Source organism: Frankia sp. BMG5.60, assembly GCF_059428125.1.
Window position 1 is genome coordinate 3,630,105 of sequence record NZ_CM182091.1, and the last position, 15,783, is coordinate 3,645,887.

At 72.9% G+C, this 15,783-nt stretch carries 12 protein-coding genes; 6 read left to right on the forward strand and 6 right to left on the reverse strand.

Annotated elements, in window-relative coordinates; genetic code table 11:
- Together AC5R91_RS14610 and AC5R91_RS14615 are read right to left on the reverse strand one after the other, a co-directional pair.
- Entirely contained in the window at positions 1-1,344 is a 1,344-nt protein-coding gene (locus AC5R91_RS14610; RefSeq protein ID WP_495397691.1) for a thymidine phosphorylase, read from the reverse strand.
- On the reverse strand, positions 1,341-1,871 hold the full coding sequence (locus AC5R91_RS14615; protein WP_495397692.1) for a cytidine deaminase: 531 nt from the start codon (positions 1,869-1,871) through the stop codon (positions 1,341-1,343). Before AC5R91_RS14615 ends, AC5R91_RS14610 begins: the two co-directional genes overlap by 4 nt.
- A gap of 188 nt (positions 1,872-2,059) precedes the next feature.
- Between AC5R91_RS14615 and AC5R91_RS14620 the strand changes: the two genes are divergently transcribed.
- The 6 genes from AC5R91_RS14620 to AC5R91_RS14645 all read left to right on the forward strand — a co-directional run bounded on the left by AC5R91_RS14620 (position 2,060) and on the right by AC5R91_RS14645 (position 11,316).
- The gene (locus AC5R91_RS14620; protein WP_495397693.1) at positions 2,060-5,632 is read left to right on the forward strand and encodes a protein kinase domain-containing protein; all 3,573 of its coding nucleotides are present in this window, start codon (positions 2,060-2,062) and stop codon (positions 5,630-5,632) included.
- A 93-nt stretch (positions 5,633-5,725) separates the two neighbouring features.
- Positions 5,726-7,732 (forward strand): serine/threonine-protein kinase, encoded by a 2,007-nt coding sequence (locus tag AC5R91_RS14625; RefSeq protein ID WP_495397694.1) that lies wholly within the window; start codon positions 5,726-5,728, stop codon positions 7,730-7,732.
- A gap of 118 nt (positions 7,733-7,850) precedes the next feature.
- Positions 7,851-8,330: a succinate dehydrogenase, cytochrome b556 subunit gene (sdhC, locus tag AC5R91_RS14630; protein ID WP_495397695.1), complete on the forward strand. Its 480-nt coding sequence runs from the start codon at positions 7,851-7,853 to the stop codon at positions 8,328-8,330.
- Positions 8,330-8,776: a succinate dehydrogenase hydrophobic membrane anchor subunit gene (locus AC5R91_RS14635; protein ID WP_495397696.1), complete on the forward strand. Its 447-nt coding sequence runs from the start codon at positions 8,330-8,332 to the stop codon at positions 8,774-8,776. Before sdhC ends, AC5R91_RS14635 begins: the two co-directional genes overlap by 1 nt.
- Positions 8,777-8,800: 24 nt before the next feature.
- On the forward strand, positions 8,801-10,555 hold the full coding sequence (gene sdhA / locus AC5R91_RS14640; RefSeq protein WP_495397697.1) for a succinate dehydrogenase flavoprotein subunit: 1,755 nt from the start codon (positions 8,801-8,803) through the stop codon (positions 10,553-10,555).
- Positions 10,555-11,316 carry a succinate dehydrogenase iron-sulfur subunit gene (locus AC5R91_RS14645; RefSeq protein WP_044884262.1) on the forward strand — a complete coding sequence of 254 codons (762 nt, stop codon included), beginning with the start codon at positions 10,555-10,557 and terminating at the stop codon, positions 11,314-11,316. The genes sdhA and AC5R91_RS14645 overlap by 1 nt, the downstream gene beginning before the upstream one ends.
- Before the next feature lie 98 nt (positions 11,317-11,414).
- On the opposite strand, the gene AC5R91_RS14650 is transcribed toward AC5R91_RS14645, so the two are convergent.
- The 4 genes from AC5R91_RS14650 to AC5R91_RS14665 all read right to left on the reverse strand — a co-directional run bounded on the left by AC5R91_RS14650 (position 11,415) and on the right by AC5R91_RS14665 (position 15,154).
- On the reverse strand, positions 11,415-11,750 hold the full coding sequence (locus tag AC5R91_RS14650) for a hypothetical protein (protein WP_495397698.1): 336 nt from the start codon (positions 11,748-11,750) through the stop codon (positions 11,415-11,417).
- Between the two features lie 300 nt (positions 11,751-12,050).
- Entirely contained in the window at positions 12,051-14,459 is a 2,409-nt protein-coding gene (locus tag AC5R91_RS14655) for a RecQ family ATP-dependent DNA helicase (protein WP_495397699.1), read from the reverse strand.
- 225 nt (positions 14,460-14,684) lie between these two features.
- Positions 14,685-14,981 (reverse strand): SCO4848 family membrane protein, encoded by a 297-nt coding sequence (locus AC5R91_RS14660; RefSeq protein ID WP_495397700.1) that lies wholly within the window; start codon positions 14,979-14,981, stop codon positions 14,685-14,687.
- Between the two features lie 32 nt (positions 14,982-15,013).
- Entirely contained in the window at positions 15,014-15,154 is a 141-nt protein-coding gene (locus AC5R91_RS14665; protein WP_495397701.1) for a hypothetical protein, read from the reverse strand.
- Positions 15,155-15,783 lie beyond the last annotated feature (629 nt).

Sequence of the window (15,783 nt, forward strand, 5' to 3'; positions counted from 1 at the left end):
TCAGGTGCGGATGTGGTCTCCGACGAGCGGGGTGGGCGGCGGCGGCTGCGAGGTGACCGTCACCGCGCCGGCGAGCGCGGCCAGCGCACGGCCGAGGGTCTTCGGATCGTCGGTGTGCAGCTCCAGCAGGGGCTCGCCCGAGGTGACCCGGTCGCCGATGCCCGCCTGCCAGCGCACGCCCGCCGTCGCGGACACCGCGTCCTCCTTGCGGGCCCGCCCCGCGCCCAGCCGCCAGGCCGCGATGCCGACCGCCCGGGCGTCCAGATTCGCCAGGTAGCCGGACGCCGGGGCGGGCACGGTCTCGATGTGGGTCGCCCGTGGCAGGACCGCGTCGGGATCGCCGCCCTGCGCCGCGACCATCGCCCGCCACACCGGGTAGGCGTCACCGGCCGCCAGCACCTCGGCCGGATCCCGGGCCACCGGCACCTCGGCCGGGTCAGGGGCCGCCTGCGCCCCGCCGGCTCCGACCGTCCGCCCCGCGCCGGCCAGCTCGATCATCACCCGGGCCAGGGCGACGGTAACCTCCACCAGGTCCTTCGGCCCGCCGCCGCGCAGCGTGTCGACCGCCTCGGCGACCTCCAGCGCATTGCCGGCGGTGCGCCCCAGCGGGTGGTCCATGCGGGTCAGCACCGCCTCCGTTCGGACGCCGGCGGCCGCGCCGAGCCCGACCATGGTCCGCGCCAGCTCCCGGGCGTCGTCCAGCGAGGTCATGAACGCCCCCGAGCCCACCTTCACGTCGAGGACCAGCGCGGACGTTCCCTCGGCGATCTTCTTGCTCATGATCGACGAGGCGATCAGCGGGATCGACTCGACCGTCCCGGTGACATCCCGCAACGCGTAGAGCCGGCGGTCGGCCGGCGCCAGCCCGGCCCCCGCGGCGCAGATCACCGCACCGATCTCGGCGAGCTGGCGGCGCATCCGCTCGACCGGCAGGTCGGCGCGCCAGCCGGCGATCGACTCCATCTTGTCCAGTGTCCCGCCGGTATGCCCGAGGCCCCGCCCCGACAACTGCGGGACGGCGACGCCGCAGGCGGCGACCAGCGGCACCAGCACCAGCGAGACCTTGTCGCCGACCCCGCCGGTCGAGTGCTTGTCGACGGTGGGACGCCCGACCCCGGCCAGGTCCAACCGCTCCCCGCTGGCGATCATCGCGGCGGTCCAGCGGTCGAGCTCGGGCGGCGACATTCCCCGCCACACCACCGCCATCAGGTAGGCCGACATCTGCTCGTCCGCGACCCGGCCGTGGGTGTAGGCGTCGATGAGCCAGTCGACGGCCTCGAGCGGCAGCGAACGGCCATCCCGCTTGGTCCGGATGAGGTCGACGACGTCGAAGTCGGCGCTCACGACGCCCCCGATCCGCCGAACGGGGTGGCACCGGTGGGGGGTGAGCCGGCCTGCGGTGGTGCGCCGGCCGCGGCCGGGAGATCGGGTGGGTCGGGCAGGTCGAGCGGGCCGAACGCGCCGGGCAGCAGCTCGGCCATCCGGCGCACGCCGTCAGCGGTCGCCACCAGCAGGTCCGGGCCGCCGTGCTCGTAGAGGAGCTGGCGACACCGGCCGCAGGGTGCCAACGGCCGCCCGTCCGCGTCGACGCACGCGAACGCCAGCAGGCGGCCGCCTCCCCGGGCGTGCAGCGCCGAGACGAGGCCGCATTCGGCGCACAGGGCGAGGCCGTACGAGGCGTTCTCGACGTTGCAGCCGACGACCATCCACGGCTCGTCCCCGGTGGTGCGGCCCTCGGCGTCCGGACGGTCGACGACCAGCGCGGCGGCGCCGACCCGCAGGCCCGAATACGGCGCGTAGGCACTCTGCGCGACACGGACAGCGGCGTTCCGCAGCCGTTCCCAGCTTCTGTCGTCCACACTCCACCCCATGTGCCTGTACCCCTTGGTCTCGCCGCACCCCTTGGGTTCGCCACACCCCTCGGTCTCGCCACCTCGTGTTCTCGTCGGAGTCCGTGGTCCGATCGGGCGTTGACGCCAGCATGCCCGACCTCCGCGCGCCGGCCACGATGTGATCCCATAGACGCGAGCCTCACTGGCGATCGGGAAGGGACGAAGGGATGGCAGGCGAGTCCCCGGACGACCCAGATCCGGCCGAGGCGGTAGCCCTGGTCGGAGGGCGCTACCGGCTCGACGGCGTCCTCGGGCATGGCGGCTTCGGCGTCGTGCACCGGGCCACTGACGAGCTGCTCCAGCGGGTGGTGGCCGTCAAGGAGGTCCGGCTACCGATCACCGAGAGTGGCCTGGAGCGCGACCGGGCTCGGGAACGGGTACTGCGCGAAGCACGCGCCGCCGGGCGGTTGCACCATCCCGGGGCCGTCGCCGTGCTTGACGTCATCGACGACGGCGATCTGCCCTGGATCGTCATGGAGTACGTCGAGGGGCAGTCGCTGTCGCGGATCATCACCGATCTCGGCCCCCGGCCGGTCGACGAAACCTGCCGCGTCGGCATCAGCCTCGCCTACGCGCTGGAGGCGGCGCACCGACTCGGGATCGTCCACCGGGATGTCAAGCCGAGCAACGTGCTGGTCACCCCCGACGGCCGGGCCCGGCTGACGGACTTCGGCATCGCGGTCAGCCACGGTGATCCCCGGCTCACCAGCACCGGGATGGTGCTCGGCTCGCCGGCCTATCTGCCGCCCGAGCGGGCTCGCGGGGACGCGGGCAGCGCCACCGGTGACCGGTGGGGACTGGGCGCCACGCTGTTCACCACGGTCGAGGGCTGCCCGCCCTTCGCCGGCGGCGACCCGATCTCGGTGCTCGCCGCGCTCATGCAGGGACGGCGCCAGCCCTTCCGCCTCGCCGGCCCGCTGGCGCCGGTGATCGACGATCTGATGGCGCCGCACGAGCTGAGCCGTCCCTCGCTGTCCATCGTGCGCAAGCGGCTGCGCGAGATCCTGGAGCGCGGCGGCGAGCGGCGCTCGTCCCGGGCGGGCCGGCCGACGCGTCCCACCTGGCCGCGCACACCGGCCCCCCGCACCGCCTCCACCACGTCGCCACTACCCACCGCGCCATCACCCACGCCGCCCGACCCGGCCGACCGTCGCGATCCCGTCGACGCGGTCAACGGACTCCGCGAGGGGAACGCCCCGCAGGGTACGGACGATCCGCGCCACCGAGCCGATCCCGATCGTGCGGGTCGTTCCCACGGCGGGGACGATTCCCGCGCCCTGGATGAGCTGGGTGACGGCCACGATTCGACTGGCCACGGCTCGCGGCCGCTGATCGGCGAGACTCCCGGCGACGACGCGCCCCGCTCTCCCGGCAAGGACACTGGTCACCCTCGGAAGCGATCGAAGCCAGCCGAAGAACACAGCTCTGACGATGAAAACCGTGCAGCCGAACAACGCGGTTCGGTCGAAAATCGTCGGGGCGAGATTGGCGAGACGCGGGCCACGAAACATCCCGGCGTCGCGGAATCCATCGCGCCCGCCTCCACCCCGACGCCCGCGAGATCCTCCACCGGCGCCGCGGTCCCCGGGTATTCCGAACTGACGGCCGCGGCATCGGCGCCGCCGGCGCCGATGATCGGCGTACCGACGGACTCCCCGGTGGGAATCGCCGAATCCGCCGCCGTGCCGCTCTCCGCGCTCGCGGGCGGCACCGCCGGCACGCCCGGCGCAGGCGCGGACACCGTTCCGAGCGAGACCTTCGGGAGCGAGACCCACGGGCTGAAGCCCGTCGGAGCCGGCTTTGCCGAGGTCGGGACAGCCGGGCCTGAGACGACCCGGACCGGCGCAGCCTCGACCGAGGCAGGCCCGACCGACACGAGACGGGCCGACACGAGACGGGCCGACACAGTCGGAACCGAACCAGCCGGGACCGAATCGGCTGAGGTCCCGGCGCCCCGGCCTGAACTCGACGCCGATGCCTCGGGCGCAGCCGGAGTGCCGCCGCCCGGCGCTGCCGGGCAGGGGCCGGCGCCCGGTCCGACCGAGGATCCCCCACCGGCGGCGGCCCCTGTGCAGACGGCGGAACCGCCGCCGGGACCTGTGGCGGCCGCATCCCCCGCGCCCGGGCGCGGGCAGCCGATGCGGACTCGCCTGACCAGCCCGCTCGAGCGCATGCGTTCGATGGACCGGATGCGGGCGCTCGGCGGAATCCCGGCGCGGGCGCGGCTGGTCGGTCGCGGCGCCGGGACCGGCACCGGAGCCGGAGCCGGCATCGTTGGGGCCGGCATCGGGGCCGGCGTCGGGGCCGGCGTTGGGGCCGAGGCCGGACACGATGAACCCTGGGGCACCACTCCCGTCGCCGGTGGTGCGCCGCCCGGCGCGAGTGGTGCGCCCGGCGGCGCGAGTGACGATCCGCTCTCGACCGCCCCAGCCCTTGGCCTGGCGGCTGCGACGGCGGCCGGCGGCGCGGCCGCCGGGAACGCAGGCGAAGACCGGGCGGCGACGGCTCCCAGCGCACCTGTCGCCGCGACGCGGCGCGGACGGTTCGGCCAGCCGTGGACCCGACCGCGCACCGCGGCCGCCGCCGGACCTGCCGCCCTCGCGACCGACCCCGCACCCCCCGCGACGGCGGCTCGGCCCGTCGCCCAGGTCGCCCCGACGACCGCCCGGCCCGCCGCTCCGATCAGGCCGGTGGGACCGGCCACCGCCGGTGAGGGGGACGAGACCCGCGCGGCCGCCGGCACTGTCCCGCCGCGGATCGGGCCGGCCTCCTTCACGGCGCCGGCCTCCGCCACCGTGCCGTCGTCTTCTGGCGGCACCAGGGCTCAAGGCGGCACCACGGCTCTCGACCGCACCGCCACTCCCGGAGGCACCACGGCTCCCGGAGGCACCGCCACTCCCGGAGGCACCGCGGCAGGCAGGGCGGGCGACCCGGGCGGCGGGCCGTCCACGCCGGCTGGGCCGGTGGGGGGCGGCCCGGCCGCGGGCCGCGAGGGCGATCCGCGCCGCCGCCGCCTCATCGCGGTGTCGGCGCTCGCCGTGCTGGCCGCGGCGGTCATCATCGTGATCCTGGTCCTCATCAGCGGCGGGGGGAACTCCGGGACCGCCGGCGTCTCCGCCGGGCGCGGCGGGGCCGGCGCACCCGCGGGGTCGACCGGCCCGGGCTCCGGCGCCGGGACGCCCGGAGTCCGGGGGACCGGGGCGGCGAGCGGCGCGGCCAGCATCCGCCCGGCCGATCCGCCGGCCGGAGCCGCTGATCCGGTGTCCCGCGACACCACCCCGGCCACCGCACCTCCGGGCTGGGTCTCCTACGTGGATCCCGACGCCGGCTGGTCGGTGGCCTACCCGTCGACCTGGCAGCGCCAGCAGGGCCCCGGCGGCCCCGGAAACGTCGATTTCGTGGACCCGGCTACCAGGGCGTTCCTGCGGGTCGGTAGCGTCAGTCGGGCAAACACCTCCGCGATCGGTGACTGGCAACGCAACGAGGCCGGTTTCGTTCGGAGTGTGCAGGACTATCGGCGCGTACGGCTGGCTCCCAGCGACGGTGGGGATGGCACCGAGCAGGCCGACTGGGAGTTCGGGTACCGCAGGTCGGACGGGGTCATGGTGCATGTGCTCAACCGGGGCGCGATTCGCAACGGCCACGGATATGCCCTCTACTGGCATACCCGGGAGGATCTGTGGTTGCAGGATCAAGCATTGATGCACCAGCTCTTCAGCGCCTTCCGGCCCGGTCCGTGATGTCAACATTCGTCGGGTTTCCGACTCTCGCGGCGACTGGAAACACGCCAGCCGTCGGGCGCGCGGATCCATCCGTCTGTCAGACTTGACACGATGGCCAAATCGGCAAGCGTGCCCCCGGACACCTCTCGGCACGGCACGCCTCGTTACGTAGCTCAGCGCTACCGTCTCGACACGCCCATCGGGCGTGGTGGAGCGGGCGTCGTCTGGCGTGGTGAGGACGAACTACTCCAGCGGCCGGTGGCCATCAAGGAGATCCTCGTCCCGATGGCCGGAGCGCAGAACGAGCGCGACGCGATCCGGGCGCGGGTGCTGCGGGAGGCCCGCGCGCTGGCCCGCCTACACAGCCCTGCCATCGTCTCCGTGTACGACGTGGTCGAGGAGCACCAGCGGCACTGGATCATCATGGAGCTCGTCGACGCGGACAGCCTCGGCGACGTGATCCGCACCCACGGCCCGCTGCCCTTCGACCAGGTCGCGGCGATCGGGCTGGCGCTGACCGACGCGCTCGCCGCGGCGCACTCCGCCGGCGTGCTGCACCGCGATGTCAAGCCCGGCAACGTCCTGCTCGGCCGGGATGGCCGGGTCCGGCTCACCGACTTCGGCATCGCCGCAACCGAGGGTGATGTGACCCTGACGGGGACCGGCGCGCTCGTCGGCTCCCCCGCCTACATCGCCCCCGAGCGGGTCCGCGGCTCCTCGGGCAGCCCGGCGAGCGATCTGTGGGGCCTCGGCGCGACCCTGTACTCGGCGGTCGAGGGCCAGCCGCCGTTCGAGGGCCCGGAGACCTACGCGGTGCTGACCGCTGTGGTCGAGGGCCGCCGCCGCGCCTTCCGGCTGGCGGGGCCCCTGCGCAACCTACTCAGCGACCTGATGGACCGGCCGGCGGAGGAACGCCCGGACGTCACGGAGATCCGGCGGCGGCTGATTCCCGTGGCCCGCAACGCCAACCCGGTACCTGCCTCCGTCATGCACGCCCGGCCGCGCTCCGAGGACGACGACGCGGGGGCGAGCGCGGCCGACGTCGGTCTGGAGAACCTCGACGAACCGGCGGCTCCGTCGCCCTCGGCCTCGATCGACGGCGGCGGGTCGGCGGCGGGTCGTCCCGGCGGCCGGACCGGGCCCTCGACGTGGAACGGGCCGTCGACGGGCGCCACGTCCGGCCAGTCCGGCGGCACCGGCCCGCGCACCACGGGTGGTCCGGTACCGCCCGCTGGCGGCCCCGTCTCGTCCCGCGGGCCGACCGAGCCCGCCGACAGCGAGATCACCGCGGATCCGGTACTCGGGGCGCTGGACGAGACCGCCATCTCGCCCGCCACCGGTGGTGGCCCCCGGCCACCTCGGCACGAGCCGGCTCGATCCACCACACCGAACCGGACCCGGCCCCAGGCCGATCACGATGCCCAGACGAGGATCGGGCCGCCCGCCCAGGCGACGGGGCCGGCGCACGGTGGGGCGGACGATGAGACCCGCATCGGCGCCGTCCCTGTCGTGGCGTCGACGGCCAGCCTCGGGCTGTTCGACGACGATCACGCCGCCGGACTCGTTCCGCTCGACGAGGCCCGCCGACGCTCCGAGGCGACGCATCAGCGCGGTCCCGACGGCAGCGGCAACGGCCGGGGATCCGGCGGCGCCGGGGAGCGGCGGCGACGGACCATCGCGATCGCGGCCGGCGCGGCCGCCGTCCTGGCCGGCGCGGCGATCGCCCTGGCCCTGGGCCTGTCCGGGGGTGACTCGCCAGCCAAGCCGACCGACGTGACGGCGCCGAAGACGACCGCCCCGCCCGCGCCGGCCGCGACCAGCCCGCCCTCGGCGACGACCCCGCAGTTCACCCCTCACGTGGTGGTGACCCCGGAGACGACGCACCGCTCGTCCCGCCCGCGGTCGACGACGCCCCCGGCGCTCGAGCCCACACCGAGCACGCAGCCGAGCACTACCGCGGAGCCGCCGACGCCGTCACCGACGCAGCCGCCGCCGACGACGCCGCCCCCGACCAAGCCGGCACCGACCACCCCCGCGCCGACCCAGACCACTCGGACACCGCCGACCACGGCGCCGGCGCCACCGCCGTCAACCGGCCCGCCGCCGGCCGCGCAGTGACGGGGGCGGGCGGGCCCGCTGTGGCATAGTTCACCCGCCGGCGCCGAGCCCAGACCCGCCGCTGACCAGGCCCGGCACTAGCATCGGCGACGGGCGCGCGGTGCCGTCCCGGCGATGCATGGCCGGCCCCCGGGGCGCCGCGGGCGTCGCCGATGTGATCTTCGACTGGCCGAGCGGCCGGGCCGATCCGGAGGAGCTTTCATTGCCGAAGGCACCAGCGGGCACGCTGTACCGCGGTCGAGAGGGAATGTGGTCCTGGGTCGCCCACCGGATCACGGGCGTCCTCGTCTTCTTCTTCCTGTTCGCGCACGTGCTCGACACGGCACTCGTCCGGGTCTCGCCCTCGTCGTACAACGAGGTGATCGAGGTCTACAAGAGCCCGATCGTGAACCTGCTCGAGGTCGGCCTGGTCGCCGCCGTGCTGTTCCACGCGCTCAACGGCATCCGGATCATCCTGATCGACTTCTGGGAGTCCGGACCGAAGTACCAGAAGCAGATGCTGTACATCGAACTCGTGCTGTTCGTGGTGCTGCTCGTCCCCGCTGCCTACCGGATGCTGCTGCACACCGCCGAGACGCTGTTCGGGAGCGCGACCTGATGGCGACGACGGCGGTGCCGGCGGATCGGGGCGCGCCGGAGCTGGCCGCCCCACGCTCGCCGCAGCGGCGGACGAAGCCGGGCGCCGCGAAGGCACGCAGCAACTTCGAGCTCTACGCCTGGGTGTTCATGCGGATCAGCGGCCTGCTGCTGTTCTTCCTGGTGCTCGGCCACCTGTTCATCATGAACATTCTCGACGGCGGCGTGCAGCGGGTGAACTTCGGTTTCGTCGCGGGCCGCTGGGCATCACCCTTCTGGCGCACGTGGGACCTGGTGATGCTGCTGCTCGCGGAACTGCACGGCACCAACGGCCTGCGGACTGTGATCGACGACTACGCCGAACGGGCACAGACCCGGTTCTGGCTGAAGATGCTGCTCTACACCTCGGCGTTTCTGGTCGTCACCCTCGGCACGCTGGTCATCTTCACTTTCGATCCCGATCTGTGACCCCGAACCTGTGAGGAGGTAGGCGTGCAGCTCCACAGGTACGACGTGGTCATCGTCGGCGCGGGCGGAGCCGGCATGCGCGCCGCCATCGAGGCGGGGCAGCGCTGCCGGACCGCCGTGCTCACCAAGCTCTACCCGACCCGGTCGCACACCGGCGCGGCCCAGGGCGGCATGTGCGCCGCGCTGGCCAACGTCGAGGAGGACAACTGGGAATGGCACACCTTCGACACGATCAAGGGCGGTGACTACCTGGTAGACCAGGACGCCGCCGAGATCATGGCGAAGGAGGCCATCGACGCGGTCCTCGACCTGGAGAAGATGGGGCTGCCGTTCAACCGCACCCCGGAGGGTCGCATCGACCAGCGCCGCTTCGGCGGCCACACCCGCGACCACGGCAAGGCGCCGGTCCGCCGGTCCTGCTACGCGGCCGACCGCACCGGCCACATGATCCTCCAGACGCTCTACCAGCAGTGCGTCCGGCACGACATCGAGTTCTACAACGAGTTCTACGTCCTCGACCTGCTGCTGCAGGATGGCGCGGCGGCCGGCGTGGTCGCCTACGAACTGAAGACCGGCGAGATCCACGTCTTCCAGGCCAAGTCGGTGGTCTTCGCCACGGGCGGGTTCGGCAAGGTGTTCAAGGTCACGTCGAACGCGCACACACTGACCGGCGACGGCATGGGCCTGGCGTTTCGCCGCGGCATTCCACTGGAGGACATGGAGTTCTTCCAGTTCCACCCGACGGGCATCTGGAAGATGGGCATCCTGCTCACCGAGGGCGCCCGCGGCGAGGGCGGAATCCTGCGCAACCGCGACGGCGAACGGTTCATGGAGCGCTACGCGCCGACCATCAAGGACCTCGCCCCCCGCGACATGGTGGCCCGGGCCATTTACACCGAGATCCGCGCCGGCCGGGGCTGCGGCCCCGACGCCGACCACGTGTACCTCGATCTGACCCACCTGCCTCCGGAGCAGCTCGACGCGAAGCTGCCGGACATCACCGAGTTCGCCCGCACCTACCTCGGCATCGAACCGTACGACGACCCGATCCCGATCCAGCCGACGGCGCACTACGCGATGGGCGGCATCCCGACGACCATCGACGCGCAGGTCCTCGCGGACAACGACACGATCGTCCCCGGCCTGTACGCCGCCGGTGAGGTGGCGTGCGTGTCCGTGCACGGCGCGAACCGCCTGGGGACCAACTCGCTGCTCGACATCAACGTGTTCGGCCGGCGGGCGGGCATCGCCGCCGCCGAACACGCCAACTCCACCCCGCACCACGTCGAATTGCCGGCGAACCCGGCGTCGTTCGTGGACGACATGCTGGGCCGGCTGCGCACGGGTGCCGGCACCGAGAACGCTGCCGCGATCCGCGCCGAGCTGCAGGAGTCGATGGACGTCAACGCGTCGGTCTACCGCACCGAGGCGACGCTCAAGCAGGCGCTCAGCGACATCGCCGCGCTGAAGATCCGCTACCAGCAGGTCGGCGTGTCCGACCGGGGCCGCCGTTACAACACCGAGCTGTTGGAGGCGGTCGAGCTCGGCTTCCTGCTCGACCTCGCCGAGGTTCTGGTGGTGGGGGCACTGGCGCGCAACGAGTCCCGCGGCGGCCACTCGCGGGAGGACTACCCGAACCGGGACGACGTCAACTTCATGCGTCACACGATGGCCTACCGGTCGGGACCGCCGGCGGCCGCCTCGCCGGCGGCGGACATCCGGCTGGACTACAAGCCGGTCGTCGTCACCCGATACGAGCCGATGGAGCGCAAGTACTGATGACCGTCGTCGACTCCCGGCCCGCCGCGGCCCCGGGTCCGGCCGCGACCGGACCGGCGCCCGTGACCGTCACGCTCAAGATCCGTCGCTTCGATCCGGAGTTCGCCGCGGAGGCACGCTGGGAGAGCTACCAGGTGCCGTTCGATCCCAGCGATCGCCTGCTCGACGCGATCATGTGGGTGAAGTGGAACGTCGACGGCTCGCTGGCGTTGCGCCGCTCCTGCGCCCACGGCGTGTGCGGGTCGGACGCGATGCGGGTGAACGGCGTGAACCGGCTCGCCTGCAAGGTGCTCGTGAAGGACCTCGGACCTGAGATCACCATCGAGCCGATCAAGGGCCTGCCGGTCGAGAAGGACCTGATCGTCGACATGGAACCGTTCTTCGACGCGTTCCGGGCGGTGAAGCCCTACCTGATCACGGATGACCACGAGCCGACCCGGGAACGGCTTCAGTCCCCCGAGGACCGGGCGCGCTTCGACGACACCACCAAGTGCATCATGTGCGCGGCCTGCACGACGTCGTGCCCGGTGTTCTGGAACGACGGGGACTACTTCGGGCCGCAGGCGATCGTCGCCGCGCACCGCTTCATCTTCGACAGTCGCGACGCCGGCGCCGACGAGCGGCTGGAGATCCTCAACGAGCGTGAGGGCGTCTGGCGCTGCCGGACCACCTTCAACTGCACGGATGCCTGCCCGCGGGGTATCCAGGTAACCAAGGCGATCCAGGAGGTCAAGCGGGCCCTGCTGTTCCGGCGCCTCTGATCGACCGAGGCCGGCGCGCCGCGAAATCCGCAATCCTCAGCCAGAATCCCGGGAGCCTTGGTGTTTCCCCGTCTTCTGCCGGCGCTGGCAGGTACGGGTCAGACGGCGCGGCGCGGCATCAGGTCCTGGGCACGTAGCACCCGGAGCAGATCGTCGGCATCGACCAGGAGTCGCCCCGTCGGCGGGCGGGTCGGCGAGGAATCGGCGTACTCCAGCCGGACGGGCAGGCTGTAGAAGTCGTCGAGGTGGCGGGCGAGCTCACTCAGCCGCCGCTCGGTCTCCTTGTCCCGCAGCCAGTTCCGCTCGCCGACGTCGGTGTCCTGCGCGCCCTCCCGCTCCAGGCGATGGGTCCGGCACAGCCCGTCCGGGTCCTTCCCGATGGCTCGCTTGCCACACCGGTGAGCGACGTATCCCCGCCCGCCCCCCATTACCATCGCGGTGCAACGGTCGCCTTCCCACATTTCGATCAGTGCCCGCTCTCCGTCTCGTCCGCCCGTCGATCGGCCGGCCCCGGAACCCCCGCGAGCCAAGGCTAGGACGAATACGGGAGATGTCCATGGTCAGCCGGCCGATTTCACCTCAATGTCACACCATTTGCCGGTGTGATGTTCGGTGTGCGCACAGCGTGCCAAGCCGGCTGCCGAAACGTCATTGGTTTGAACATTTCCTTTGCGCCGATCTCCGACTCGATTGCCGTCCCGCGCGGTGCTGCCCGCCGGCGACGCAGGGCGTCGTCAGGTGGTGTCGACGGCGAGCGCGAACGGCAGCACCGCGGGCGCGCCGGCTTTGCGCAGCAGGCGGGCGGCCACCGTCATCGTCCAGCCGGTGACGACCCGGTCGTCGACGAGCAGGATCGGGCCGTCGACCGCGCCGAGCGCGCCGTGCAGGTCCTTCGGGACGGCGAACGCCTCCCAGAGGCCGGCGAGCCGGTGAGCGCTGTTGTGGACCTGGCCCGCGTACGGGCCGCCGCCGACCCGGTCAAGCTGGCCCAGCAGCGGCAGCCGGCCGATGGCGGCGATGCGTTCGGCGAGGCTGGACACCAGCCGGGGCCGGCTGCGCGAAGGGATCGCGATCACCGCGGCCGGCCGGCGCGCCCAGTCCCAGTGGGCGAGCGTGCCCACGACCGCCTCCACCAGATCCGCGGGCAACGGGCCGTCGCCCCCGCTGTCGAGCCCGCCCTCGCTGTCGAGCCCGACCCCGCTGTCGAGCCCGGCATCGCGCCCGGGACCCGGGTCGGGGCCGGATGCCGGTCCGGCGGCGAACATCGGCCGTAGGCGGTTGCCCCAGCCGATGTCGCCGAGCCGCGCCACCACGCGTCCGGGCTCGGCGCCGGCCGTCGGCGGGATGCGGCCGGACAGGCTGATGCCCAGCCGGTTCATGCCGGTCGGCCACATCCGGCGCGGCTCGATGACCACCCCCGGGCGCATCAGCTCCTCGCGGGCCCGAGTGCTGGCCGCCGTCGAGACGGCTGACGGCCACGTGCGGCCGGTGCACCGGTCGCACCGCCCGCAGGGGGCGGCGTGGGGATCGTCGAGTTGGCGGCGCAGGAACTCCATCCGGCAGTCGGGGGTGGCGATGTAGTCGAGCATCGCCTGCTGCTCGGCGGCCCGCGCGGCGGCGACCCGCTGGTAGCGCGGCTCGTCGTAGAACCATGGCGCTCCGGTCGCCGTCCAGCCGCCCTTGACCCGGCGGACCGCACCGTCGGTGTCGAGGACCTTCAGCATCTGGTCGAGCCGGCTGGGGCCGAGGTCGACGGCGGCCAGCAGCGCCTGGGTGGACATCGGCCGGCCGGCGTCGGCGAGCACCCCGAGAACCGCGCGGACCACGCGCTCGGGCGGGAAGGAGGTGTCGGTGAAGTAGCGCCAGATGGCGCGGTCCTCCGCCGCCGGCAGGAGGACGACCTCGGCGGTCTCGACGGCCCGGCCGGCCCGGCCGATCTGCTGGTAGTAGGAGATCGGAGACGACGGCGCGCCGACGTGCGCGACGAAGCCCAGATCCGGCTTGTCGAAGCCCATCCCGAGCGCGCTGGTGGCGACGAGCGCCTTGACCCGGTTCGCGAGCAGGTCCTCCTCGGCGGCGATGCGTTCGGCGGCCTCGGTGCCCCCGTGGTAGCAGGCGACCGGGTATCCCTCGCCGCGCAGGAAGGCGGTCAGCTCCTCCGCCGCCGCCTTGGTCAGCGTGTAGACGATCCCGGAGCCGGGCAGCTCACCCAGCCGTTCGGCGAGCCAACCGAAGCGGTGCTCGGCCCGGGGCAGTTCGACGACGGCGAGCCGCAGGCTCTCGCGGTCGAGCGACCCGCGCAGTACCAGCGTGCCCAGGGTCGCCCCCGACTCCGACTCCGACCCCGCACCGGCACCGGCGCCGGCACCGGCACCGGCGTCAAGCTGCTCGCTGACGTCCTCGACCACCCGCTGGTTGGCGGTCGCGGTGGTGGCGAGGACCGGGACCTGCGGGCGCAGCCCGGCGATCAGGGTCCGCAGCCGGCGATAGTCCGGGCGGAAGTCGTGCCCCCAGTCGGAGATGCAGTGCGCCTCGTCGACCACGAGCAGGCCGGTGGTCGCGGCGAGCTCGGGCAGGTAGTCGTCGCGGAACGTCGGGTTGTTCAGCCGTTCCGGCCCGACGAGCAGCACATCGAGGTCGCCGGCGCGCAACGCCGCGTAGACCTCGTCCCACTCGGTGACATTGCCAGAGTGGATCTCACCCGCACGGATCCCCAGCCGGGAGGCGGCCGCCGCCTGGTTGCGGATGAGGGCGAGCAGCGGCGAGACGATCACCGTCGGCCCGGTGCGCCGGCCCAGGTCCGCCGGACCGGGTCCGGCCTCGCCGCGCAGCAGGGCGGTGGCGAGAAAGTACACCGCCGACTTGCCCCAACCGGTGCGCTGCACGAGCAGCACCCGACGCCGATGGGTGACCAACGCGTCGATCGCCTGCCACTGGTCCTCCCGCAGCACCGCGGCCGGGCCGGCCAACGCGCGCAGCAGCTCCTCCGCCCGCGCCCGCAGCGCCCCGCCGCCCGCCGCCAGGGCGGCCGCCGCCGCGGGAACCGCCCGGGGTACGACCGCCACGCCGGCCGGCTGTGGGCTGGTCTCCGCCACGGACCCGCCGGCCACCGGATGCGCTGAGGTCGTCTCGTCTGCCGCCATGCCCAGGTGTCTACCCGATGCCACCGACAAAGCCGGAACGGCCCAGGTCAGGCACCGAGCCTGAGCCGCGGGCCGGTGAAGGTCGACAGGGTCTCGCCGAAAGTCGTCTCCGGCCGATGCCGAAGACCGGCGGCCGTGTCGCACGCAGATCCAACGGTGCCGCGCTGCAGGGTTGACGACATCGACTCCGCGGACGGCAAAGTGACCACGACAGCGTCCGTCTCGTCATCCGGTTGTGCGGTCAGCCAGGAGTTCAGAACTGATCAGTTGCTCGGGCGCGGCGACGTCTTCGGCGACGCTCGAACGACCGGCGCGTACCGCGCGGATACCAAGCCACCCGACCGCAGTACCCACCGCAAGGGAGACGACGGTCAGAACCAGGTGGACGGTGAAGAAGCCGGTCGGGCCGTGATCCCAGGAACGATCATCCTTCCAGATGTTCCGCAGGAAATTCGGCCAGATCGCCCACGTCCACACACCAACCGCGATCAAGAACCACGACGCACGCTTCGACAGAGTCACCCGTCCAGCTTGCACCCGGGATCCCATCGGGTTCAGGTGAGCAACGTCCTAGGCTGCTCCGCCTCGATGCCCGCCTGACCGAAGTACAGCTCCAGCGCCTCGCGAAGACTCGCCAGCGACTCCTCGACGCCGGCTCCCTGGCTGGTCACCTCGACCTCCAGCGCCCGCGCCACGTACCACCCCGCGCCACGTACCAGTCGCCCTCGTGCGTCACGACCGCCGTCAGCCGCGCCGCCCGCTCCATGGAGATCAGCCTGCCCGGTGCGGCGCAGCGGGATCTTCTTGTCGTTGCCGTCGTTCTCGCCGGCCCATCAAGCGATTGCGCCGCGCCAAATTTCGGTCATATCACTCCTGCGGTACGCCCAGCGTCCCGGTTCACTGCCGATTTCTCGGTCCGGTCCGCCCCGCTATTCTCGGGCGAGCCCGTCGGACCAGCGCACCGCCCCGCATCGCGGTCGATGTCCGGCGGTATAGTTCCCTCTGGTGAGTATCGCCATAAAGCAGTGATGATGTGCGTGCCGGGGGCTGCATGACGTCGCGAGGGTTTTCCACACAGCGTTACCGCTGCCTTCTGCTCACCGCGCTCCTCCCGCTGGCGGTGGCCGCGTGTTCGGGGTCGTCGTCCGGTCCCGCGGGGGCGCCGGCGGCATCCACTCACATCGCGCTGTCCGGGTCGTCGGAACCGGCGGACCATTCGTTGCCTGCGGACACCGTCGCGCCGCGTCCGGAGCACCCTACGCCGACCGATGCCTCGCCCTCGGCCGGCTCCGCGTGGTCGCCGCTCGCCGCGTCTGCCTCGCCG

What these genes read in the sequence shown, in the direction of transcription:
- AC5R91_RS14615 (WP_495397692.1), bottom strand. Translation starts at nt 1,871, where the DNA reads ATGGGGTGGAGTGTGGACGACAGAAGCTGGGAACGGCTGCGGAACGCC.
- AC5R91_RS14620 (WP_495397693.1), top strand. Translation starts at nt 2,060, where the DNA reads ATGGCAGGCGAGTCCCCGGACGACCCAGATCCGGCCGAGGCGGTAGCC.
- AC5R91_RS14625 (WP_495397694.1), top strand. Translation starts at nt 5,726, where the DNA reads ATGGCCAAATCGGCAAGCGTGCCCCCGGACACCTCTCGGCACGGCACG.
- sdhC (WP_495397695.1), top strand. Translation starts at nt 7,851, where the DNA reads ATGGCCGGCCCCCGGGGCGCCGCGGGCGTCGCCGATGTGATCTTCGAC.
- AC5R91_RS14635 (WP_495397696.1), top strand. Translation starts at nt 8,330, where the DNA reads ATGGCGACGACGGCGGTGCCGGCGGATCGGGGCGCGCCGGAGCTGGCC.
- AC5R91_RS14645 (WP_044884262.1), top strand. Translation starts at nt 10,555, where the DNA reads ATGACCGTCGTCGACTCCCGGCCCGCCGCGGCCCCGGGTCCGGCCGCG.
- AC5R91_RS14650 (WP_495397698.1), bottom strand. Translation starts at nt 11,750, where the DNA reads ATGGTAATGGGGGGCGGGCGGGGATACGTCGCTCACCGGTGTGGCAAG.
- AC5R91_RS14655 (WP_495397699.1), bottom strand. Translation starts at nt 14,459, where the DNA reads ATGGCGGCAGACGAGACGACCTCAGCGCATCCGGTGGCCGGCGGGTCC.